We start from the raw sequence: 21,326 nt of genomic DNA, 5'->3' as shown, positions 1-21,326 counted from the left end.
TTTTATGGCTAAATTAATCGCAGAGAATCTGGCAAAGGCATACAAAGGCCGTAAGGTCGTTGAAGATGTCAGTCTGATGGTCAACTCGGGTGAAATCGTCGGGTTATTAGGGCCAAACGGTGCGGGTAAAACCACCACCTTTTACATGGTCGTGGGCATCGTCCAGCGCGATGCGGGCCGCATTATCGTTGATGATGAAGACATCAGCCTGCTGCCGCTGCATACCCGCGCCCGTCGCGGTATTGGCTATCTTCCGCAGGAAGCCTCCATTTTCCGTCGTCTGAGCGTATTTGATAACCTGATGGCGGTGCTGCAGATCCGTGACGATCTGACCAAAGAACAGCGTAATGACCGCGCTAATGAATTAATGGAAGAGTTCCATATTTCTCATTTGCGCGATAACCTCGGTCAGTCACTGTCTGGTGGTGAACGCCGTCGTGTTGAAATTGCCCGTGCACTGGCAGCGAACCCTAAATTCATCCTGCTGGATGAACCGTTCGCCGGGGTTGACCCGATTTCCGTTATCGACATCAAAAAAATCATTGAGCATTTACGTGACAGCGGCCTCGGCGTACTGATCACTGACCATAACGTTCGCGAAACACTCGACGTTTGTGAACGCGCGTATATCGTCAGTCAGGGGAAATTGATCGCCCACGGCACGCCAGCCGACATTCTTGCTGATGAACAAGTTAAACGTGTTTATCTTGGTGAAGAATTCCGTCTGTGATCTGTGCCGCCGGAACCGTGCCTGTTTCAACCTACACTGAAACAGGCCGTCTCTGACAGAAGTGTTGCCGTTTTCACTCATCAACGGAATTAAGCCAAGATATGAAGCAAGGTTTGCAACTCAGACTCAGCCAACAACTGGCAATGACTCCTCAGTTACAACAGGCCATCCGCTTGTTGCAACTATCCACGCTTGAGCTCCAGCAGGAGATCCAACTCGCGCTGGAGAGCAACCCTCTGTTGGAACAAACCGACCTTCATGAAGAAATCGACTCGGTAGAAACCACCGACAGCGAAGGGTTAGACACCCGCGAGGCACTCGAGCAGAAAGACATGCCGGAAGAGTTGCCGCTGGACGCCACCTGGGATGAGATTTACACCGCAGGCACGCCGTCAGGCACCGGCAATGATTACAGCGACGATGAGCTACCGATTTACCAGGGCGAAACCACGCAGACACTTCAGGATTACCTGATGTGGCAGGTCGAGCTGACGCCGTTCTCTGATACCGATGCCGCGATTGCCACGTCAATCGTCGATGCAGTGGATGACACCGGTTACCTGACCGTCTCCCTTGACGACATTCTTGAAAGCGTCGGTGATGAAAATGTCACCATGGACGAAGTCGAAGCCGTACTTAAGCGCGTTCAGCGTTTTGATCCGGTGGGTGTCGCCGCCCGTGACCTGCGCGACTGCCTGCTGATCCAGCTTTCTCAATATGCGACTGACACGCCTTTCATCACTGAAGCCCGTCTTATCATCAGCGAACATCTCGATTTGCTGGCGAACCATGATTTCCGCGCACTTATGCGATCAACCCGGTTAAAAGAAGATACACTGAAAGGAGCGATGCTCCTGATCCAGTCTCTTGATCCGCGTCCGGGCCAGTCTATCAACACCGGTGAATCCGAATACGTGATCCCGGATGTGCTGGTGCGTAAAGTGTCAGGTGTCTGGGCGGTAGAACTCAATTCCGACAGCATTCCGCGTCTGAAGATTAACCAGCAGTACGCCGCGATGGGGAATTCCGCACGCAGCGACAGCGACGGGCAATTTATCCGCAGCAATCTGCAGGAAGCCAAGTGGTTAATCAAAAGCCTGGAAAGCCGTAACGACACGCTGTTGAAAGTGACGCGCTGCATCGTTGAGCAGCAGCAGGCGTTCTTTGAACTGGGTGAAGAATTTATGAAACCTATGGTGCTGGCAGATATTGCCAGTGCCGTGGAAATGCACGAATCGACGATTTCACGTGTGACGACGCAGAAGTTCCTGCACAGCCCGCGTGGCATTTTCGAACTGAAGTATTTCTTCTCCAGCCATGTCAGTACAGACAGCGGTGGCGAGGCATCGTCAACCGCGATCCGGGCGCTGGTGAAGAAATTAATCGCAGCGGAGAATCCTGTAAAACCGCTCAGTGACAGTAAGTTAGCGACCCTGCTTTCCGATCAGGGAATTATGGTTGCGCGTCGGACTGTCGCCAAATACCGAGAGTCTTTGTCCATCCCGCCCTCAAACCAACGTAAACAGTTAGTTTGACCTCAACAGAGAAGGAAGACATTATGCAGCTCAACATTACCGGACATCACATTGAGATCACGGATCCCCTGAGAGAGTTCATCACGTCGAAGCTGGCTAAGCTTGAGCAGTATTTCGACAGGATTAATCAGGTGTATGTGGTGTTGAGCGTGGAAAAGGTGCAGAAAGTAGCGGAAGCCACTTTGCATGTGAACGGAGGCGAATTACATGCCACCTCGGAACATCAGGATATGTACGCAGCGATTGACGGACTGGTTGATAAACTGGCCCGACAGTTGAATAAACATAAAGACAAACTGAAACAGCACTGACATTCATGTAGCCAACCCTGTGCTACAAACCTTCGGGCATCGGCTTGTGACCTTCGGGAAACGAGCCGATATAGCTTTAAGGGTGAAACAGCGCAAAAGTGAAAGATGACATGATTAACGATACTGCAATGCAATTAACGTCGGTGCTTAATGCCGAATGCACCAAAAGCGGCGTTCATTGCGCCAGCAAAAAACGCGCACTGGAAATCATCAGTGAGTTGGCCGCCAAACAATTAAATTTGTCGCCGCAGGTGATTTTTGACGCCATTTTGACCCGTGAACGTATGGGGAGCACCGGGATCGGTGCCGGGATCGCCATCCCGCACGGTAAGCTGGAAGAAGACACTTTACGTGCCGTCGGCGTATTCATTCAGCTTGAACAACCGATTGCTTTTGACGCCATCGATAATCAGCCGGTAGATTTGCTTTTTGCCTTGCTGGTACCGGCAGATCAATGTAAAACCCATTTACATACATTATCTTTAGTCGCTAAGAAATTAGCTGATAAAACAGTGTGTCGCCGTCTGCGTGGCGCGCAAAGTGACGAAGAACTGTTCCAGATAATGACTGAAAACGAATAAATTGCTGATTCCCGGTACAGTGCCGGGAAAATGAATTCTGCACACTGAATGCCAGGGGAGTGACACCATGGTGCTGATGATTGTCAGCGGCCGTTCCGGTTCCGGGAAGTCGGTTGCCCTACGGGCACTAGAAGACATGGGTTTTTACTGCGTGGATAACCTGCCGGTGGTGTTATTGCCGCAGCTTGCCCAGACCCTTGTTGAACGTAATACATCAGCGGCCGTCAGCATTGACGTCCGTAACATGCCGGAAACACCGGAAGTTTATGAGTATGCGATGTCACAACTGCCGGAGAGCTTCTCACCGCAGTTGTTATTCCTTGATGCCGACCGCAATACTCTGATCCGCCGCTACAGCGACACCCGTCGACTGCACCCGCTTTCCAGCAAAAATCTGTCCCTCGAAAGTGCCATTGATGAAGAAGCCGATCTGCTCGAACCACTGCGTTCGTCTGCGGATCTGATCATCGACACCTCCGAAATGTCCGTGCATGAACTGGCAGAAATGCTGCGTACCCGTCTGCTGGGTAAACGCGAGCGCGAACTGACGATGGTGTTCGAATCCTTCGGTTTCAAACACGGCATTCCGATTGATGCGGATTACGTTTTCGATGTGCGTTTTCTGCCAAACCCGCACTGGGATCCGAAACTGCGTCCGATGACAGGCCTTGATAAGCCGGTCGCGGCGTTTCTTGACCGTCATACTGAAGTGCACAACTTTATTTACCAGACCCGCAGCTACCTCGAACAATGGCTGCCGATGCTGGAAACGAACAACCGCAGCTATCTGACCGTCGCCATTGGCTGTACCGGCGGTAAACACCGTTCGGTCTATATCGCAGAGCAACTGGCCGACTATTTCCGTTCCCGCGGGAAAAATGTGCAATCCCGCCATCGCACGCTGGAAAAACGCAAATCATGACGGTGAAACAAACGGTAGAAATCAAAAACCGGTTGGGTATGCATGCCCGCCCGGCAATGAAGTTGTTTGAACTGGTGCAGAGCTTTGAATCAGAAGTGATGCTGCGCAACGACACGGGCATTGAAGCGGAAGCCAGCAGTGTCATCGCGTTGCTGATGCTCGATTCCCCGAAAGGTCAGAAAATCGAAATCGAAGCCACCGGCCCCGATGAAGAACAGGCATTGACGGCAGTGGTAAATCTGATTAATTCAGGTTTTGATGAAGACTGATAATTAACGCACTCTTTGAGCCGTATTAAATGCGGCTTAAACAGTCGATTGCAATGGCCTTGAAACTCTCAAAGTTTTCGCTGCTCAGCAAACGGCTCATTGAGCGTTCCCGCACAAACGTCACGAACAAATCGTAAATCGCCATCGCCTCTTCATAATCTGCCTTGCTGATTGCCAGCAGGAAAATCACGTGTGCGGTCTCCCCTTCTCCCCACGCAATGCCCTGCGGAGAGAGCAACGTTATCACCACGGTTTTCTTCGCCAGCAGCCCCAGCGAGTGCGGCAGCGCAATCCCTTCCCCCAGCATGGTCGAGACAATTTCCTCGCGCTCAACCACCGACGGATAAAACGCCTGATCGACATAGCCTTCGGCTTCCAGCTGAGAGCACACATGGCGGAACAACTCCGCCTGCGTCATCGGTTCATCGATGATCATGAAGTGTTTTTCGTCGAAGAATTTTTCCAGCATATAAGGCCGGGTGCGATCAACCAGTACCAGCTTGCCAAGCTGCTCCATCTGGTATTCGGTCGGGAATGGCGACAGCACCACCACCGGTTTATTCTTCTCGCTGATGCGGGCGTTGGAGATGATGAAATCTTCGTCGATGTGTTCCAGTTGTTCGTAATCCCGCAACGTCACCACCTGTTTCATCACCAGCTGCGGATATTTGCGGCTAATCTGCGCCTGAATCATACGGATGGTCGAATTGCCGGTGTCGCATACCAGCATCACCTGCGGATGTCGCTGATAACCGATGTTGTAATGCCGCTCCAGCCCGACGCCGATATGCAGCACAAGAAACCCAATCTCGTTTTCACTCAGGGTGTACGGCGTGTATTTCCCCCAGCTCGACACCGCCGCCAGCGTGACGTCATACGCCATCGGGTAATGCTGTTTGATGTTGTTCAGCAGCGGGTTGGGGATATTAATCTGGTATTTCACCCGCGTAATCATGGTTTTGATATGCGTCAGCAGATCAGCGCGCAGCTGTTTATCACCTTGTAAATCATAACTATAGTGCGAATTGATATACGACAGGATGTAATCGACCAGCGATTCGTCATCGTCAGCATTAATGTCCGTTGGCAGGATTTGCTGGACGCGACGCGCGGCGATATTCACCCGCAGATAAGCTTCTTCAGAGGCCGGAATTTCCTTGCCCACCAGACTTTTCAGCTCCGCAGCCAGCCGCACAGAAACGTGTTTGACCGCCGGGTCACCGTCTTCAGCATCAAAATCAGTCAGCGGATAACCGCCGGCAATGCGTTTAATGGCCACCGCGCAATAGAGAATCAGATATTGTTCACCTTCGTCGGTCAGTTGAATAGAAGACTGCGTCAGAAGCTGATGCATAAAGCGCGTCAGCGGCACCAGCGCTTCCGACTCCAGGCTTTCCGCCTTCAGCAGCGGATTGGCCTGTTCTTCGGCATCGAGCTGGAACAACAAGTCGGTCAGGCAGGCGCGGATTGCCAGCTCCGCACCAAACAGCTTCATGCCGTAGCGCGGCTTGGTTTCAATATTCAGATGATAGCGGGCCAGATGCTCCCTTACCTCAGCCATATCATTTTGCAGGGTTCCCCGGCTGACAAACCATTCATCAGCCAGATCTTCCAGCTTTAATGAAAAAGCTGAGGTCAAAAAGCGGATCAGCAGCGTCTTCACCCGCTCTGCGGCCGTACGCGGCGTCGGATTCGGTTTACGTTGTGTCGACTGCTGTAACGACGAGAACAGGCTCTGATCATCAACGCGCAGCTGATACCCGCTGCCACGGTTGTGTACGAAGGTCGCGCCATAGTCCGCGATGATTTCATTAAGCGCAGTGATATCCGCACGGACCGTCCGCGTCGACACCGACAGGCGTTTTGCCAGTTCATCCTGAGGCAGCGTTTCGGTTTGCAGCGCATCAAACAGTTGCGCCAGACGTTGATTGGGAAATCTCACCATTGTTCTTCCATATTATTCCGGCTACGGCGCGATCACCCTTTACGACGAACTGCCGACCGCCACAGAGTCATCGATAAACGCAGTTTGCCGTTTTCGGCAGATACCTTGAATCAGGTGATGTTATCGCTTCGTTGATTGATTGCGTAAATATATTTGCCATCCGGTAACAACATCAGTGTGCCCGGACGGCTTACCGCGCAGGAAAGGTCAGAACCTTCAGCCCACCAGCTTTTTGACGCTGACCAGCAGGGTTTTCACATCGTCAGGACGTGTGTTACCGGTGGCGCTGTCGATAATCGAGCTGTAGATATGCGGGATGATTTTAGTGACGCCCGCCGCCAGCGCGATTTCCATAATCGGCTCGAAGTTTTCTAAATCGATACCGCCGGTCGGTTCCAGCCAGAAATCCTGTTCCGCACAGGCACGGGCCACGGCAGCGAATTCATCACGGGTTTTCAGGCCACCCATCGGGAAATATTTCACCGAGCTGCCGCCCATATCTTTCAGCAGCGCAATGGCGGTTTCCACCGGCACTATGGCGTCCGCAGAAGCAGAACTCAGCGGTCCGGTATTGATCTTCACAAAGCCGGGTTTACCGGTGGGTGAAATCAGACCGTTGACCACGCTGTCGTTTTGCCCAAGCATTCCACGGCTGGTACCGACGCCGGTAAAGACCTGATTGACGTGCTGCGGCTGAACCTGCGCTGAAATCTGGCTGACCATCAGAGACTGACGCGGATCGCCCGCGCCTAAACCGACAGACAACGCGTTTTCAATCAATGCGGCATACTCTTTCATGTCCGCCACCGCACTCGCGACGTCTGGATAATTTTTGGAAAGCACACCGACCAGTACATGACCTTCTGCCGCTTCATAGATATCACGGGCATTGTCTTTCGAGCCCGCCAGCACATTCAGGCACACGCGGTCACGATAGAAATTTGGGGTCAGCTTCATGCTTTGTCTCCGCTGAAAAGTTGTTTAAAACGTTGTGCGACGATGGTGAGCTGCGGCGGCGTCACGCTGCGCACATCGACTTCGATCTTGCCTTCGTTGGCGCGGTAGCCACGGAAATAAATCGCGATATCGCCGTTTTTCATGGCGTCCACAATGGCTTTGGTTTTCCAGCCCAGTACCGCTTCATCGAAAGTGATTTCCGTACGGGCGATATCACGTCCGGCGCTGTCCCAGACCACGCGTCCGGTGACACCGCTGATTTCATTCAGGCTGGCGATAAATGGCGTCATCTTGTCGACCATTTCCTGCCCGGTGGTTTTCGGCAAGGTGAGATAGCTTTCGATGGCCTGCGTCAGGCCAAGAATGCCTTCTTTGCCGACTTTCATCGCACGACCAATCCCGCCCGATTGCAGTTTTACCCATTCGACATACTGTTTTTTGCCGAGCACCAGCCCGCTGGTCGGCCCTTCGATGGCCTTCGCGCCACTGTAAATCACCAGATCTGCACCCATCTCGTAATAACAGGTCAGATCTTCTTCCGCGGCGGCATCGACGATCAGCGGCACATTGTGCTTACGCGCCACTTCAGCGGCTTCCGCAACCGACAAAATGCTTTTCTGCACTGAGTGGTGCGATTTTATGTACATGATTGCAGCGGTACGCGGGGTGATGCAGGCCGCGAGTTGTGCGGCAGAACATTCGTTGGCATAACCGGCTTCTACCACCTTGCCACCGCCCATCGTCACCATCGTCGCGACCGGTGCACCGAAATTCACGTTATGGCCTTTTGGCAGAACGATATCGTGCGGGATTTCCAGTGGCGCGGCGTGCAGGTTTTCCAGCAGCCAGGCGTCATCTTTGACGATCACCGCCGCCACAGATTGCGCGATCCCGGCAGAAGCGCAGGAAACCACCACCGCGTTTTCGACGTTTAGCAGTTTCGCGATGTAAGCGCCGGTTTTGTTCACCAGATCTTTCATCTCAAAGTAATGATTCAGACCGGTATTCACCACTGCTGCGACTTCTTCACGCGGCGTGGAAACGCCCAGCGCTGTCATACGACCGGAAGCATTAATGACTTGTTTTAACTGGTACTTTTCATACAGCGATTGTTCAGAAGACATGAGCAGATTTCCCTTCTTCGGTTAACAGAGTGACGCCCGCGACCACAGCGGCCAGAGGCACCAGCAAACTTTCGCCCTTCACGGACTGTCCTTCGGAATCGATAAACACCTGCGGCGCCTGACGGAGTTCGAACAGGGTCAGATCGGCGTCGGCACCGATTTGCAGACGACCTTTGGCAGGAAGACGCAGCGCATCAGCGGCATGCGATGTAACGCAATCAATCACCTGCGGCAATGTCATGCCGACGCTGAAGAATTTCGACATCACGGTCGCCAGGCTGTACACCGGCCCGTTCATGCGGTTGCGGCAATAAATATCGGAGCTGATGGTGTGCGGCAAAATGCCCTGCTTAATCGCCCGTTCCGCCACGTCGAAGCTAAAACTCGCGGTGCCGTGACCGACATCCAGCAACACGCCGCGGCTCAGCGCACGTTTGATGGCATCGCGCAGCACGCCTTCCGGCGAAAGAATGCGGTTCGGTTTACCGTTATAGCAGTGAGTAATAATGTCGCCGGAGGTCAGTAAATCCGCGATTTCATCGAGGTTCGGCGGATTATTGCCGATATGCACCATCAGCGGCAGGTCGTTGTTTTCGTGCTGAATTTCTTTGGCGCGCACCAGCGGTTTGATGCCGTTCTGGCCGACCACGCTGCTGCTCATCCGCGCCTTGATACCGATGATAAAACCGGGATTTCGCGCGATGGCGTCACGCACGCCGACCTTGTCGATCTGCGTCATGTCCGCCAGTTCGTTCTGCGTGACAATGCCGGTACGCGCGATATTCAGAAACGCGTAAACGTTGGTTTTCGCGGCACGGGTGAGCTGATAAAAATCGTCGACATCATTGGCACCGGTGCTGCCGGCATCCGCCACGGTGGTGACACCGCAGGCGACGCCAATCAGGTCGGCATCGTCATGATAAATCGGCGATTTGGGATAACAGTGAACATGGGAGTCGATCCAGCCTGCGCTGGCGTAAACCTTGCCCTGAAGATTGAGGGTCTGGCGGGCGGTGGCATCGGAAGTCAGCGTGCCAATGGCGGCGAATTTGCCGTCGCGAATTGCAATATCAGTCAGGCTGCCGTCTGCGCGTAATGCCTGGCGGATGATTAAGTCATACATACGACGTTCTCCATAATCTCGGGCGTCAGGAGTGTTCCTGACGCCCGTTTACTGCTTATGTACTGCTTCTTACAGTGAAACCGGGAAGATGGCGCCCAGCACCATCGCACCGAGAATGGCACCACCGGTAATCGGCTTCTGCCACAGATAGAAACCCAGTGCGCCAATCAGCGAGCCAAGACCGATTGGAATCGATGCGGCCATTGCGGAGAGGATAATCAACGGCCCGAGGAAGCGGCCGGAGGCATTACCCGCGCCCATCATCACGTCAGCGCCGTAGGTGGAGTTGCTCTGATTGATGGTGAATTTACGCGCCAGAATGATGATGTAACCGACGGCTAACCCGAGGATCAGGCCGGTCACCAGCGAGGCGGCAAAGTTCGCCACCGGGAAGATAATCCCGGCGCCCAGCAGCATTGCAGGAACGCCCAGGCCGATACCGGTCTGGATCGCGCCGCCGATATCGAGAATACCAACCAGCGAACCTTCGATGATGCGGGCAAACAGGAAGCTGGCACCAAAGGCCGCCACTGCGCCGTACACGCCGGTATCCATGCCGGAACGCAGCATCGACACAAAGGCCACTTCGTTAAATGCACCGATGCCGTACAGGTAATACATGTGTGTCCCGGCGAAAACGCCGGAAGACAGCAGTCCGACAAAAATCGGGAACGACCACTCGGCGTACCAGAAACCACGTTTGGCTTGTTCTTCCATTGTCATGTTCCCCTTACTTACCGCTGAGTGAGTTGTGAATGCCGTTCAGCCATGTCGGGACGTCCAGCATGAAGGATTGCAACAGCTTGACGTCGAAACCACGGAAGAAACCGCTAAGAACGAACAGCGCGATAATCGCCGCCATCATCACTTTGGTGACGTGGTTCCAGCCGCTCTCTTCGACGCCTTTACCGATCAGGATACCCAGTACCAGACCCGGCACGGCGTTCCCCATGATCATCTGCGCCAGACCGCCAAAAATGGTGGCCCAGAAACCGGAACGACGTCCTGCATCGATCGCCGCCAGCCAGAAAATCACCGGCATGACGGTGTTCACCAGCAGGTTCGCCGCAGGCACCAGCACTTTAATGGCCGTGACCTGCAACGCCGCAGGCACGGCAGACGCGGTGGTGTTGAGGAAGGCCACCACAATCATGCCGATGATGCCGCCCGCAATCGCCATCTTGCGCGGGTCGTGCAGGGTTTCAGTGACATTGCGGTTTTTGAACATCAGGGCAGCGGTGGCCCAGTGAGGAATGATGCGGTGGTCAACGTCCTGAGTGAAAGAACCTGCCGCCACGGAAGATGCCCAGGCGTTAAAGAAGAAGCCCAGACCGAATGAGAAATGCGAAGCCGGATCGCCTTCACAGGAGTTTAATTCCCCAAGCGTACGAAAAGCCCCCATTCCTTGCACGGTTGGCGCATGGAACATACGTGCGGCACCCGCACCTACGCCCACCCCAACCAGTCCGCCGATAATAAGCGACTTAAATAAAATAATTAAAAACATCAGTATATCCTTGTCATTTATAGCTAACGTTTTTATTTCGTGACAAAAACTACCTGTTCCGTATTAATAACAGTCAGGTTGACGGTAATGTCTAACGCCACGTAATAACTCTTTCTTTCCCTGGCCAGAAAAAAGAACAGAAACTTTTCTCTTTTGACTGACTCTTCTGCCTTTATTATCCTGACGTCCTGCGGTTCTATACGCAGTAAGACATTATTGGCAGACGATTTGAGAACCGTTCTCTGAACCTGACTCAGTGCGGAAGAAAAGGCGGCAGCCTTATTTTCGCCCTTTCCTTCAACCCGAACTGTCGTGGTTAATTGTTGCTTCATTACGCCTGACCATACTTCTTGTTATAAGCTTCAACCAGACGCTGACCCAGTTCTTCTTTATCCATAAATCCGAACCCTAATACTAAACAGCCTTCGTTAATTGCCGTGACACCTTCATCCACTGAACGCATCCCGTACTTAGCTTTATATCCGTATTTGTTTTGTGCGGTAATCGCACCGGCACCGCCACTGCCGCAGAAAGAAATACCAAAGGTCGCACCTTCTGCTTTCATCACGTCACCGAGTTTCATATCTGCTGCCATACCCGGGACAACGATGGCTTTCCCGCCAGCCGCTTCCACGCCGGCTGCCACTTTCTGGCCTTTTCCTAAACGGTCACCGATCACCACTAATACTTGTCCCATCATTCACATCTCCGGATAATTAATTCGTTAAATTTTCAATAAAAGGTTATTTAGGTTCGTTATCTCTTGCGACTTCGAAATGTACCGAGAGTAAATACGCTTCCTCAATCGGTAAGTTTCCAAACCAGCTGACCACGTCCTCTGCCATTTGCATGGAGTCGGCAGAGATTTCATCAAATAAATCTTTTTCGACTTCAGGCAACGGCTCGCCGGTAATTGAGCGTAATACCATGGCTTTAACGTGTGACGTTAACATCTGCAACTGAACATCGGTGGTATAGATATTCTTCGCACTTTGCATCGCCTGAATATCCTTTAATACTTGCTCTGTTATCGCCGCAGCATCTTTCAATTCAATCCGCCCGGTCCCATTCACAGATGCGCTTGCGTTATTCACTCGCGATTACCTCTCTCCTTGCCTGACTCACTATTTTCAGCCATTTATTTCGTCTGTCTTTACCCTAACCCCGCGCAGATTTCCTGTGTAGAGGATCTTTTTCCAGTTCGAAGTGGAAATACGGTGCGCTGAGCAGATCCAATTCGCAAAACGAAAAGTTAAGTCGTTATATCACTGAATATTTCGGTTTGTAGCAGCGTATTTCACTGGTAATCGGAATTTTCGCAATGCGGATTAATTACCTCGCAATGCTTTCATTTCTGCTTAAGAATGCCTAGTATCAAAGAACACACGCAAATTCCCGACACCCCCGCGCTTACCCGCGGGGGTGTTATTTTTTGCCGACCGGCACCCCACCCGCATGAAGCGGGTGATGCAAAAGGAACCACGGAGAATGTTATGAGTAAACCGATACTGATCATCAACGAACTTGACGCAGAACGCCTGGATACACTGCTGGCACAACCGGCCTTTGCCAACACCCCGGTCGCCGATGCACTGAACGAAGAGTTAGATCGCGCAGAGATTTTGCCGCCCGAGCAAATCCCCGCCGACGTGGTCACGATGAACAGCAAGGTGCGCTTTACAGAAGGTAAAGACGGCGAAGAACATATCCGCACGCTGGTGTATCCCGCAGCGCTAAAAGACAGTAAAGAACAGCTGTCCGTGATGGCCCCGCTGGGAGCTGCCTTGCTGGGGCTGCGCACAGGCGGAAGTATCACGTGGGAAATGCCGAATGGCGAGAACAGCCGGATTGAAGTGCTGGAACTGTTGTATCAGCCGGAGGCGGCGGGGGAATTGCGTCGTTAAGGGTTTTCTTTTGCAGAGGCCGCTGCACTGCTTTACTAAAGACCGAGAACATTTCGGTTTCTCACGTGCGGTGATCGCTTAACGCGCAGCGCCGAAACCGCCCAAGAGGGAGAAGTGCTTTCTCCCTCTTGGATCTCCCTCCGCTTTTTTACTGCGCGCTGTCGCTGGCGGCTATGTTTCAGATAACGCGGAGACAGGCTGGAAATCTTGCCGCTTTGCGGTGCCTTCTCTCGGTCTTCGAGCCATAGGTCTCGAAGCCGCTCCGTTCAGCAAGATTTCTGAATCGCCCGCAAGTTCCTAAATTCAACAGCGGTTTCTGTATCGCCCGTGGGATCGTGAATTCAACAGCAGAAGGATTTTATCTTTTATTAAAGTCGATTGGCGTGCTCAAAAATGGCACCGAATGAACGGTTCGAGACCTGAGGCTCGAAACCTGAAATGAGGGAATCGCGCAGCGATGACATTTTGCGCCACCTGCCAATGTCCCGGAACATGTCCGTCGTGATTGCAATAGCGCGCAGTTTAAGACGTGGAGATTCCAAAGAGGGCTCGTCTTAGCCCTCTTTGGTCGGTTTCGGCGCGAGAGGCCGTCTGATCACCGCGTTTGAGAAACCGAAATTTTCACCGCTTTCAGCGCTCTCAGCGCCCTCAGCGCCCTCAGCATTGAGAATGCCGCTCAGACACCGGTCATCTGCCTACTTAAACTTCTTATGATTCTCGTTACGCGTAGCCTTAAACCCTTCGGCTTCTTTCTTCGCTTCATCCACTTTGCCTGCTTTGGCTAAAGCGGAAGCTTTATCAATCTGGCCGATCAGCGTATCCAGCCCTTTGTGGTAATCCTGCATTTCAGGGCTGTCCGGCGCTTTGCCTTTCAGTTTCGGTGGTGTGGCTTTTTTCGCGTCCTCGGCAGCCGCTTTCATGTTTGCCAGACCGGTGGTCAGTTCGGCCTGATCGCTGGTTTTCAACACCTTGCCGTAGTTATCAGCAATTGTATCCATGTCCGTTTCTAAATCTGCTGCCAGTGCTGCCGTGCTGCTGCCGAGCATGGCTATCACCGCTAACGCCATCAGTTGTTTACGCATGAACTATCTCTCTATTGTTATTTGTTTATTAGATAAAACGACATTGCTTGTAAGGCTTTATAAAAATAGGCTGAGAGAGAGAAAAACGGGATGAATTTTTTGTAAAGAATTAAAGCAGCGATCGGGCGACCGCTGCTTTAAGGAGGGTTATTCGCCAGCGATTTTCATTGCCGGTAACAGCACGGAACCGCACTGGATATTGCTGCGGGTTTCGATGTCGCTGCCAATGGCGACCATATTGCGCCACATGTCTTTCAGATTACCGGCAATAGTGATTTCGCTTACCGGATACTGGATCTCGCCATTCTCGACCCAGAAACCTGCCGCGCCACGGGAGTAATCGCCGGTAACGCCACTGACGCCCTGCCCCATCAGTTCGGTGACGACCAGGCCTTTATCGAGCTTACGCAGCATTCCGGCGAAATCATCGCCCTGACCGGCGATGCGCCAGTTGTGAATGCCGCCCGCGTGACCGGTGGTTTGCAGACCGAGCTTACGCGCGGAATAGCAGGTCATCAGCCAGTTTTGCAGCACGCCGTCTTTGACGATATCACGACGCTCGGTGCGCACACCTTCGCTGTCGAATGGCGTGGAAGCCAGCCCCTGCAACAGGTGCGGATGTTCTTCAATGGTCAGCCACTCCGGCAAAATTTGCTTGCCGAGGCTGTCGAGCAGGAAAGACGATTTACGGTAAATGCTGCCACCGCTGATCGCCCCCACCAGATGCCCGAACAGACCGGTCGCCACTTCAGAAGCGAACAATACCGGAGCCTGCATGGTCGGTAATTTGCGCGGCGCCAGACGTGACAAGGTGCGGCGGGCGCACTCTGCGCCGACCCATTCGGGGTCTTTCAGATCGCTCATTTTACGGGCGATGGAGTAGGCGTAATCGCGCTCCATGTCGCCTTCGTGTTCGGCAATCACTGAGGCGGAAATCGAATGACGCGTCGAGCAATAGCTTTGCAACATGCCGTGGCTGTTACCGAAAACGCGGATACCGTAATGGCTGTTGAAACTGCCACCTTCGGTGTTGGTGATACGCTTGTCAGCCTGCAACGCCGCCTGTTCAGCACGTGCGGCCAGTTCGATGCTGCGATCCGGATCCAGCTCTTCCGGGTGGAATAAATCCAGGTCCGGTGCATCGAACGCCAGCATCTCTTTATCGGCCACGCCCGCGAACGGATCCGGCGACGTGTAACGGGCAATATCCAGCGCCGCCTGCACGGTGCGGGAAATAGCGTCCGGGCTTAAATCGGTGGAAGACGCACTGCCTTTACGGTTCTGATAATAAACGGTGATGCCCAGTGCGCCGTCGCTGTTGAATTCCACATTCTCGACTTCGCCAAAACGGGTGCTGACGCCGATACCGGTGGTTTTGCTGACCGCCACTTCTGCAGCATCTGAACCGGCTTTCGCCAGTTCCAGTGCCTGAGATACGGCCTGTTCCAGAGTCTTACGCTGCTGCGCTACTTGATTCACTACGTTCATCGGCATGCCATCGCTTATGAGATAAAAGGGATTGTTCTACACTGATATACAGAAAGTCTTATCTTTGAGTCTAACAGAGACTCGCCACAATTTCGCATTCACTCCGGCGTTGTTATGCCCAAAGTTGCAACAGAACATGGATGTATGCGGCATAACCCTGCATAATGCCGCCAAAGCAATAAAGCACAATCAAACTGACAGGATTACCTCGTTAAGAGGAAGCGCCCATGACAAAGAAAATTGACGACTGGCACGACGACGTTCCCGAAACCAACGAGAACGAAGATGATGAAGAAATCATCTGGGTCAGTAAAAGTGAAATTAAACGTGACGCCGAGGCGCTGAAAGATCTCGGTGCAGAAATGGTTGAACTGGGTAAAAACTCGCTGGACAAACTGCCGCTGGACGACGATCTGCGCGCAGCGATCGACTTAGCGCAGAAGATCAAGAAAGAAGGCCGCCGCCGCCAGTTACAGCTGATCGGTAAAATGCTGCGTTCCCGCGATGTTGAACCGATCCAGACCGCGCTGGATAAGCTGAAAAACCGCCATAACCAGCAGATTTCGCTGTTCCATAAACTGGAAATGCTGCGTGACCGTCTGGTTGAAGAAGGTGATGATGCGATCCCGCCGGTACTGGAGTTGTATCCTGAAGCCGATCGCCAGCAACTGCGCGCACTGATCCGTAACGCACAGAAAGAGAAAGCCACTAACAAGCCGCCGAAATCTTACCGCCAGATTTTTCAGTATCTGCGCGAACTGGCTGAAGGTCAGGAATAAAAAAACAAAAACCCGCCTTTTTACTTAACAGAAAATGGCGGGTTTTTTCTTTTCAGCCTTTAGCCTTTACTGCGGGTTTCTCCAGCAGATTCAGCCGCAACTCGCCTTCCAGTTCTTCCTCCGCTTCTTCAAACAACAGAATCAGCGCGCCGAAACGGCGTTTACGGCTGGCATTCAGATTAATGAAATCTATCTCAACCGGCAGTGCAATCCCGCCCGTTACCTCATCCCAGAGTGCGTCCAGATTCGCGCCGAAGCTGTCAGTCAGTGCAAACTGACGGACAAACTCGCGGTAGAATGCGGGTAAATCCGGGATGTGATTAAAATCGAAGCTCACTTTATTCATCGACATCACTCCACCCGAACGAAGTTCTGATAATGGTCTTTACTGACATAAATCAGCCCGTCGCTGGCAAACAACACGCGGTCAGCACCGCGACGCCCGCAGCGATAGTTAATATCCGCTTCGCGCCACACCCTTTTGTACGCCGAAGGCAAACGTCCTTCCCGGTTTGAGAAGCGGTCACCACCTATGGCTTTGCCCGGCAATACATCACATAAATTCCCGGAACGGGCATCCCAACCGGCTTCCCGCGCCTTTTTCTTGGTGATGTAATTTTCAGGCAATTTATGGTTCTGGCGTAAATAGCCGATCACCGTTTGTTCATCGGTGCCCGGAACTATTGTGCCCTGATTATATGTCGTTTTCGCGACAACCTGCCCCGCGACACCGCACAGCCCGAAAAACACGGCGGCCATCATCAGATTGCGCACACACCGCCCGTTAAATGCCTTCATTGACGTCCTTTGTGTTGAGCCGGAATGAAACTGTTTCTGTTTATTGTTTCTTAAAAAGTAACTTCTGGAAAGCTGACTTAAAGATTCCCTAAATGCAGCGTTTTCACCTGCAAATATTCTTCCAGCCCCAGCACCGAACCTTCACGTCCAAGGCCGGATTCTTTTACGCCGCCAAATGGCGCGGCTTCGTTGGAAATCGCACATTCATTAATGCCAATCATCCCGCTCTCAATAGCATCCGCGACCCGGAAAATACGTTGAAGATTCTGGCTATAGAAATACGCTGCCAGCCCGAAAGGTGTGTCGTTGGCGCGTTTAATCACTTCCTCTTCCGTTTTGAAACGGAAACAGGCCGCCAGCGGACCGAAGGTTTCTTCATGCGCCACTTTCATGTCATCAGTGGCATCAATAATGACCGTCGGCTGGAAGAAGTTGCCACCGAGTTTGTGGCGCTGTCCGCCCTCCATCAGGCGTCCACCTTTCTCCAGCGCGTCCTTGACGTGCTCTTCAACTTTCTCCAGTCCTTTGATATCAATCAGCGGCCCGACAATGACGCCTTCATCCATGCCGTTGCCGACTTTCAGCTTGCGTACTTCTTCCACCAGCCGCGAGGTAAACGCCTCGTACACGCCCTCCTGCACATAAATACGATTGATGCACACGCAGACCTGGCCGGTATTGCGGAATTTACAAGTGATCGCGCCCTTCACCGCCGCCTCAATGTCGGCATCGTCAAACACGATATACGGCGCATTGCCACCCAGTTCCATCGACACCTTTTTCATGGTGTCGGCGCTGTTACGCACCAGCGTTTTGCCGATTTCCGTCGAGCCGGTAAAGGAGACTTTACGTACCGCATTGCTGGTCATAATCACGTCGCTGATGGCACCGGTGTCACCGGCCACGCCATTGATCACACCGTCTGGAACCCCGGCATCCTGCGCCAGTTGCAACAAGGCGAACGCCGACAGCGGCGTGTTACTGGCCGGTTTGATGAGACCGGTACACCCTGCCGCCAGCGCCGGACCCAGTTTACGGGTGAGCATCGCCAGCGGGAAATTCCACGGCGTGATGGCCGCCACCACGCCGACCGGTTCGCGGGTCGCCAGAATGCGTGAGCCGGATTTGGCCGGAGGAATGATTTCTCCGTTAGCGCGTTTGGCTTCTTCGCTGAACCATTGCAGGTAGCTGGCGGCGTAATCGACTTCGCCCAGAGCCTCTTTCAGCGGTTTGCCCTGCTCGGCAACCATCAGCTCACCCAGAAACTGTTTATTTTCCAGCATCAGTTCATACCAGCGATGCAAGATTTCAGAACGCGCTTTCGCAGTGGTTTTGCGCCATTCGGGGAATGCGTCACTGGCTGCCTTCACCGCGGCTTCTGTTTCTGCTTTACCGGCTTTGGCGACTTTGGCGACCACATCGCCGGTTGCCGGATCCAGCACATCAAAGGTTTCTTTGGCTTTAAGCCATTTACCACCGGCAAAATAGCCGGTCTTAAATAATGGATGCGTGGAGAGTTTATGAGGTTGGGCTGACATGAGGATCCTCCTGATTTATGCCGTTTTAAGCGATCTATCAGGTAAGTATAGCGGCTTGAGCAGAAGCGTCTGTCAGACAGCACTGAGAGACACAGATCGCAAAGTGAATTGTCATACGTTCACAGTTTCCGCATCCCTCAGTAAACTGCGGTGAACCCCACCCCATTTTTACAAAGGAAGAAGGCATGTCGACGCGCGAAAAAATGAATATCGGTGAACTTTATACAGACATGGACGAAGGATTGCCGGAGGAACGCGGTGCCGGAAAAGAGCGGGTGTATGATTTCAATCTCACGCGCCCTTCTGAAGAGGCAAAGCGCCTACAATTGCTCAGAAGTATTATGGGCAGTCTGGGGGAGTCCTGCTGGATTGAGCCGCCGCTGCGCGTCGCGTATGGCACCCATATTCATATCGGCAACCACTTTTACGCTAACTTCAATCTCACGGTGGTGGATGACGCCACCGTGACCATTGGCAATAACGTGATGATCGCACCGAACGTCACGCTCGCCACCGCCGGACATCCCATCGATCCTGACATCCGCATCACCGGACAGCAATTCTCGCTGCCGATTGTCATTGAAGATAATGTCTGGCTGGGCACCGGCGTGATAGTCAATCCGGGTGTGACGATTGGACGTAACAGCGTGATTGGGGCTGGCAGTGTGGTGACCAAATCCATTCCCCCGGATGTGGTCGCGGCAGGTGTACCCTGCCGCGTATTACGTCCGATCACCGCCAGCGACCGTGAGGCTTTCCTGAGATAGCCGCCGGTCAGGCCAGGAACGCGTGCTGATAACGTTGCAGCATGTCAGTGAGGCGCCTTACCGGCTCGGTCACTTTCAGTGGTGCGTCGTACTCGACCAGTTTCTCCTGATACTCACCCAGCTCTTTCAGTAACCGCTGATAATAATAGGTGCGCTTGCCTTCACCTGAAGCAGAGACCACGTGATCGGCCGTATTACGGATTTTCTTGTGGAATGCCGACAGCTCATCATTCACCGGCACTTCTGCCAGTTTCATGCGCTGGTGCGCGATAATCAGCATCAGCGCCAGACGGTATTTACCAATATCGTTCGGGAACATCACCAGCAACTGGTTCAGCTGATGATAAAGCGCCGGAAGATGGTTTTCACGACGCCGGTACGCTTTGGTGGTCAGCGCCGATACCGCGCTGCTCATAAAGCGGTTAAGCAGCGTACGCCCGGTTTTCTCGCGAGACTTGTCGCGCACAATCAGCAACACCGCCATCGCGATCACCGTACCGATCGCCTGCCCCATCGCGTTATCCAGAAACGACGTGACGTTAAAAACCATCGGATTGCTGAGCACCAGAATATTAATGGTGCCCGCCAGCAACCCGAGCATACCGAGACGACGCTTGGTCACTTCGATACCGATAAAGAAGGTGAAGATCCCCAGCATCAGACACAGCAGGAACAGGCTCTGCTGCGTTGCGGGCATGATCAGCATAAACATCATCGAGCCGACCGGAATCGCCAGCAACATGCCGATAATGAAATCCATCGCCATGCCTTTCGGGTTCGGCGTACGCATCGCCAGCGAAGTCACCACTGCGATGATAATCACGCAACCACTGGCTGACGTCCAGCCGGTCCACAGCCACATCAGGCAGCCGATGGTTGTCGCCGTGAAGGTTCTCAGGCCGTTGACCAGCGCATGGTGACGTTCTGCTGAAACAGGCCGCACCACCACTTCGCCATCGAGCACCCCGCTTTCAATGGTGCTGATACTGCTGTTGGTCTGGATGCCTTTCATCAGCAACAGCGCACGGGTTCCGGCGCCGGTCCAGGCGCTGACCGTCATCAGTACGTTGTCGCTGTGCATGCCGGTAATCATCTGGCGTAATTGTTTCAGTCTGCGATGCACATCCGCCACGTTTTCAGCGGGTTCAGCAAACAATGCTTTCAGTTCAGGCGAGCCCCGTTCCGGAGAGCTTTGCATAATCAGATAGGTTTCGCACGCCTGGGTGATCATGCTCAGCGAGGTGCTGTGCAGCGCTTTCAGGCGCCGATTACACCGCTGCCAGCGCGACGACTCCATCATCAGACTGCCGCGCATCCCGTTCAGCGCGGTCGTGCTTTTCACCAGGTTGTTCCAGGACTTATCGATGTCTTCCTTCGTCCCGCTATTCACGCAAATCCGCATCAGCGCAAACTGATCCAACATCAGCTGACTGACGGCACGGTCAATATCTTTTTTGATGGAACGGGGAGAGAACAACAGGTCAGCGACGATAGCGCAGCAAATCCCGATAACGATTTCACTGCAACGCTCAACCGCAAACTGCGGAGTTTGCAAAGGCGAGCTGGCGGAAGTCACTACGATAATCAGCGCGGTATAACCAGCCAGACCCAGCGCATACGAGTTCTCGATACGAACCAGCGACGACCACCAGGTGCACACGCCCGCCCAGATGCAGCATAACAGCAGCATAACGACCGGTGCGCGGGCGGTAGCAATCACGATCACCAGCGCCGCGATACAGCCGATAAAGGTGCCGATAACCCGCAGAAAACCACGATGACGAATAGCACCGGCAAAGGGTTCACCACCCGCCGCCAGCGCAGGTCCCGACGTTACGATCGCGGCAGTCATGGCCGACCAGCGCGGGGTTTCGAGTTGCAGATAGAACCCGAGAACCAGTGCGCCGAGGATCGCGAACGTCAGCTTGCAGGCAAAACGCACGCGCGGGATAAGTACGCTATTCAT

General features: G+C 53.2%; 24 protein-coding genes. 9 read left to right on the top strand and 15 right to left on the bottom strand.

What is annotated here, in order from left to right; translation table 11 throughout:
* Positions 1 to 4: 4 nt before the first annotated feature.
* The 6 genes from lptB to npr all read left to right on the top strand — a co-directional run bounded on the left by lptB (position 5) and on the right by npr (position 4,348).
* The gene (lptB, locus tag ABIC79_RS07940; protein ID WP_013577257.1) at positions 5 to 730 is read left to right on the top strand and encodes an LPS export ABC transporter ATP-binding protein; all 726 of its coding nucleotides are present in this window, start codon (positions 5 to 7) and stop codon (positions 728 to 730) included.
* A 101-nt stretch (positions 731 to 831) separates the two neighbouring features.
* Entirely contained in the window at positions 832 to 2,265 is a 1,434-nt protein-coding gene (rpoN, locus tag ABIC79_RS07935) for an RNA polymerase factor sigma-54 (protein ID WP_013577258.1), read from the top strand.
* A gap of 23 nt (positions 2,266 to 2,288) precedes the next feature.
* Complete coding sequence (gene hpf / locus ABIC79_RS07930) at positions 2,289 to 2,576, top strand: ribosome hibernation promoting factor (protein ID WP_013577259.1); 288 nt, start codon at positions 2,289 to 2,291, stop codon at positions 2,574 to 2,576.
* Positions 2,577 to 2,674: 98 nt separating this feature from the next.
* Complete coding sequence (ptsN, locus tag ABIC79_RS07925) at positions 2,675 to 3,157, top strand: PTS IIA-like nitrogen regulatory protein PtsN (RefSeq protein WP_173362074.1); 483 nt, start codon at positions 2,675 to 2,677, stop codon at positions 3,155 to 3,157.
* A gap of 67 nt (positions 3,158 to 3,224) precedes the next feature.
* Positions 3,225 to 4,079, top strand: coding sequence for an RNase adapter RapZ (rapZ, locus tag ABIC79_RS07920; RefSeq protein ID WP_013577261.1), 855 nt, complete (start codon positions 3,225 to 3,227; stop codon positions 4,077 to 4,079).
* Complete coding sequence (npr, locus tag ABIC79_RS07915) at positions 4,076 to 4,348, top strand: PTS phosphocarrier protein NPr (RefSeq protein ID WP_013577262.1); 273 nt, start codon at positions 4,076 to 4,078, stop codon at positions 4,346 to 4,348. The genes rapZ and npr overlap by 4 nt, the downstream gene beginning before the upstream one ends.
* A gap of 25 nt (positions 4,349 to 4,373) precedes the next feature.
* On the opposite strand, the gene ABIC79_RS07910 is transcribed toward npr, so the two are convergent.
* From ABIC79_RS07910 to ABIC79_RS07870, 9 genes are all read right to left on the bottom strand, one after another.
* Positions 4,374 to 6,293 (bottom strand): BglG family transcription antiterminator, encoded by a 1,920-nt coding sequence (locus ABIC79_RS07910; protein WP_013577263.1) that lies wholly within the window; start codon positions 6,291 to 6,293, stop codon positions 4,374 to 4,376.
* Between the two features lie 216 nt (positions 6,294 to 6,509).
* Complete coding sequence (dagF, locus tag ABIC79_RS07905) at positions 6,510 to 7,250, bottom strand: 2-dehydro-3-deoxy-phosphogluconate aldolase (RefSeq protein WP_013577264.1); 741 nt, start codon at positions 7,248 to 7,250, stop codon at positions 6,510 to 6,512.
* A complete protein-coding gene (locus tag ABIC79_RS07900; protein WP_013577265.1) occupies positions 7,247 to 8,374 on the bottom strand; it encodes a DgaE family pyridoxal phosphate-dependent ammonia lyase in 1,128 nt (375 codons plus the stop codon). Before ABIC79_RS07900 ends, dagF begins: the two co-directional genes overlap by 4 nt.
* The gene (locus tag ABIC79_RS07895) at positions 8,364 to 9,497 is read right to left on the bottom strand and encodes an amidohydrolase/deacetylase family metallohydrolase (RefSeq protein ID WP_354566764.1); all 1,134 of its coding nucleotides are present in this window, start codon (positions 9,495 to 9,497) and stop codon (positions 8,364 to 8,366) included. The genes ABIC79_RS07900 and ABIC79_RS07895 overlap by 11 nt, the downstream gene beginning before the upstream one ends.
* Before the next feature lie 69 nt (positions 9,498 to 9,566).
* Positions 9,567 to 10,214, bottom strand: coding sequence for a DUF4310 family protein (locus tag ABIC79_RS07890; protein WP_047605604.1), 648 nt, complete (start codon positions 10,212 to 10,214; stop codon positions 9,567 to 9,569).
* Between the two features lie 13 nt (positions 10,215 to 10,227).
* Complete coding sequence (locus ABIC79_RS07885; RefSeq protein ID WP_013577268.1) at positions 10,228 to 11,004, bottom strand: DUF4311 domain-containing protein; 777 nt, start codon at positions 11,002 to 11,004, stop codon at positions 10,228 to 10,230.
* Positions 11,005 to 11,036: 32 nt separating this feature from the next.
* On the bottom strand, positions 11,037 to 11,336 hold the full coding sequence (locus tag ABIC79_RS07880) for a DUF4312 family protein (protein WP_037035025.1): 300 nt from the start codon (positions 11,334 to 11,336) through the stop codon (positions 11,037 to 11,039).
* Positions 11,336 to 11,701, bottom strand: a complete 366-nt coding sequence (locus ABIC79_RS07875) for an SFCGS family glycine-rich protein (protein WP_013577270.1) — start codon at positions 11,699 to 11,701, stop codon at positions 11,336 to 11,338. Before ABIC79_RS07875 ends, ABIC79_RS07880 begins: the two co-directional genes overlap by 1 nt.
* A gap of 46 nt (positions 11,702 to 11,747) precedes the next feature.
* A complete protein-coding gene (locus tag ABIC79_RS07870; RefSeq protein ID WP_013577271.1) occupies positions 11,748 to 12,098 on the bottom strand; it encodes a PRD domain-containing protein in 351 nt (116 codons plus the stop codon).
* Positions 12,099 to 12,497: 399 nt separating this feature from the next.
* Here ABIC79_RS07870 and rnk point away from each other — a divergent pair, with 399 nt between their 5' ends.
* Positions 12,498 to 12,908, top strand: a complete 411-nt coding sequence (rnk, locus tag ABIC79_RS07865; RefSeq protein WP_013577272.1) for a nucleoside diphosphate kinase regulator — start codon at positions 12,498 to 12,500, stop codon at positions 12,906 to 12,908.
* A gap of 695 nt (positions 12,909 to 13,603) precedes the next feature.
* Here rnk and cybC read toward each other — a convergent pair.
* Together cybC and pmbA are read right to left on the bottom strand one after the other, a co-directional pair.
* Positions 13,604 to 13,990: a cytochrome b562 gene (gene cybC, locus ABIC79_RS07860; protein WP_013577274.1), complete on the bottom strand. Its 387-nt coding sequence runs from the start codon at positions 13,988 to 13,990 to the stop codon at positions 13,604 to 13,606.
* Between the two features lie 147 nt (positions 13,991 to 14,137).
* Complete coding sequence (gene pmbA / locus ABIC79_RS07855; RefSeq protein ID WP_015690526.1) at positions 14,138 to 15,478, bottom strand: metalloprotease PmbA; 1,341 nt, start codon at positions 15,476 to 15,478, stop codon at positions 14,138 to 14,140.
* A gap of 227 nt (positions 15,479 to 15,705) precedes the next feature.
* On the opposite strand from pmbA, the gene yjgA reads away from it, so the two are divergent.
* Positions 15,706 to 16,257, top strand: coding sequence for a ribosome biogenesis factor YjgA (gene yjgA, locus ABIC79_RS07850; RefSeq protein WP_013577276.1), 552 nt, complete (start codon positions 15,706 to 15,708; stop codon positions 16,255 to 16,257).
* A 52-nt stretch (positions 16,258 to 16,309) separates the two neighbouring features.
* Here the strand turns inward: yjgA and ABIC79_RS07845 are convergent, their stop codons facing one another.
* The 3 genes from ABIC79_RS07845 to ABIC79_RS07835 all read right to left on the bottom strand — a co-directional run bounded on the left by ABIC79_RS07845 (position 16,310) and on the right by ABIC79_RS07835 (position 18,593).
* Positions 16,310 to 16,603, bottom strand: a complete 294-nt coding sequence (locus ABIC79_RS07845; protein WP_013577277.1) for a barstar family protein — start codon at positions 16,601 to 16,603, stop codon at positions 16,310 to 16,312.
* Between the two features lie 5 nt (positions 16,604 to 16,608).
* Complete coding sequence (locus ABIC79_RS07840; RefSeq protein WP_013577278.1) at positions 16,609 to 17,055, bottom strand: ribonuclease domain-containing protein; 447 nt, start codon at positions 17,053 to 17,055, stop codon at positions 16,609 to 16,611.
* Positions 17,056 to 17,132: 77 nt separating this feature from the next.
* On the bottom strand, positions 17,133 to 18,593 hold the full coding sequence (locus ABIC79_RS07835; protein ID WP_013577279.1) for an NAD-dependent succinate-semialdehyde dehydrogenase: 1,461 nt from the start codon (positions 18,591 to 18,593) through the stop codon (positions 17,133 to 17,135).
* A gap of 185 nt (positions 18,594 to 18,778) precedes the next feature.
* Here ABIC79_RS07835 and ABIC79_RS07830 point away from each other — a divergent pair, with 185 nt between their 5' ends.
* Positions 18,779 to 19,360 (top strand): maltose acetyltransferase domain-containing protein, encoded by a 582-nt coding sequence (locus tag ABIC79_RS07830; RefSeq protein ID WP_354566758.1) that lies wholly within the window; start codon positions 18,779 to 18,781, stop codon positions 19,358 to 19,360.
* 7 nt (positions 19,361 to 19,367) lie between these two features.
* Here the strand turns inward: ABIC79_RS07830 and aaeB are convergent, their stop codons facing one another.
* Entirely contained in the window at positions 19,368 to 21,326 is a 1,959-nt protein-coding gene (gene aaeB / locus ABIC79_RS07825; protein WP_354566756.1) for a p-hydroxybenzoic acid efflux pump subunit AaeB, read from the bottom strand.

Source organism: Rahnella sp. 2050 (genome assembly GCF_040544515.1).
Lineage (GTDB): Bacteria > Pseudomonadota > Gammaproteobacteria > Enterobacterales > Enterobacteriaceae > Rahnella > Rahnella aceris.
The sequence above is the reverse complement of the archived record's forward strand: the minus strand, read 5'-3'. Positions and strand labels throughout refer to the sequence as shown.

Excerpts from the sequence above, each read along its gene's own strand:
- ABIC79_RS07885 (WP_013577268.1), bottom strand. The coding sequence starts at position 11,004 with ATGTTTTTAATTATTTTATTTAAGTCGCTTATTATCGGCGGACTGGTT.
- npr (WP_013577262.1), top strand. The coding sequence starts at position 4,076 with ATGACGGTGAAACAAACGGTAGAAATCAAAAACCGGTTGGGTATGCAT.
- pmbA (WP_015690526.1), bottom strand. The coding sequence starts at position 15,478 with ATGAACGTAGTGAATCAAGTAGCGCAGCAGCGTAAGACTCTGGAACAG.
- ABIC79_RS07890 (WP_047605604.1), bottom strand. The coding sequence starts at position 10,214 with ATGGAAGAACAAGCCAAACGTGGTTTCTGGTACGCCGAGTGGTCGTTC.
- ABIC79_RS07830 (WP_354566758.1), top strand. The coding sequence starts at position 18,779 with ATGTCGACGCGCGAAAAAATGAATATCGGTGAACTTTATACAGACATG.
- ABIC79_RS07880 (WP_037035025.1), bottom strand. The coding sequence starts at position 11,336 with ATGAAGCAACAATTAACCACGACAGTTCGGGTTGAAGGAAAGGGCGAA.
- ABIC79_RS07840 (WP_013577278.1), bottom strand. The coding sequence starts at position 17,055 with ATGAAGGCATTTAACGGGCGGTGTGTGCGCAATCTGATGATGGCCGCC.
- yjgA (WP_013577276.1), top strand. The coding sequence starts at position 15,706 with ATGACAAAGAAAATTGACGACTGGCACGACGACGTTCCCGAAACCAAC.
- aaeB (WP_354566756.1), bottom strand. The coding sequence starts at position 21,326 with ATGAATAGCGTACTTATCCCGCGCGTGCGTTTTGCCTGCAAGCTGACG.
- lptB (WP_013577257.1), top strand. The coding sequence starts at position 5 with ATGGCTAAATTAATCGCAGAGAATCTGGCAAAGGCATACAAAGGCCGT.
- ABIC79_RS07900 (WP_013577265.1), bottom strand. The coding sequence starts at position 8,374 with ATGTCTTCTGAACAATCGCTGTATGAAAAGTACCAGTTAAAACAAGTC.
- ABIC79_RS07875 (WP_013577270.1), bottom strand. The coding sequence starts at position 11,701 with ATGGGACAAGTATTAGTGGTGATCGGTGACCGTTTAGGAAAAGGCCAG.
- rapZ (WP_013577261.1), top strand. The coding sequence starts at position 3,225 with ATGGTGCTGATGATTGTCAGCGGCCGTTCCGGTTCCGGGAAGTCGGTT.
- rnk (WP_013577272.1), top strand. The coding sequence starts at position 12,498 with ATGAGTAAACCGATACTGATCATCAACGAACTTGACGCAGAACGCCTG.
- ABIC79_RS07895 (WP_354566764.1), bottom strand. The coding sequence starts at position 9,497 with ATGTATGACTTAATCATCCGCCAGGCATTACGCGCAGACGGCAGCCTG.
- cybC (WP_013577274.1), bottom strand. The coding sequence starts at position 13,990 with ATGCGTAAACAACTGATGGCGTTAGCGGTGATAGCCATGCTCGGCAGC.
- ABIC79_RS07910 (WP_013577263.1), bottom strand. The coding sequence starts at position 6,293 with ATGGTGAGATTTCCCAATCAACGTCTGGCGCAACTGTTTGATGCGCTG.
- hpf (WP_013577259.1), top strand. The coding sequence starts at position 2,289 with ATGCAGCTCAACATTACCGGACATCACATTGAGATCACGGATCCCCTG.
- ABIC79_RS07845 (WP_013577277.1), bottom strand. The coding sequence starts at position 16,603 with ATGAATAAAGTGAGCTTCGATTTTAATCACATCCCGGATTTACCCGCA.
- ABIC79_RS07835 (WP_013577279.1), bottom strand. The coding sequence starts at position 18,593 with ATGTCAGCCCAACCTCATAAACTCTCCACGCATCCATTATTTAAGACC.
- rpoN (WP_013577258.1), top strand. The coding sequence starts at position 832 with ATGAAGCAAGGTTTGCAACTCAGACTCAGCCAACAACTGGCAATGACT.
- dagF (WP_013577264.1), bottom strand. The coding sequence starts at position 7,250 with ATGAAGCTGACCCCAAATTTCTATCGTGACCGCGTGTGCCTGAATGTG.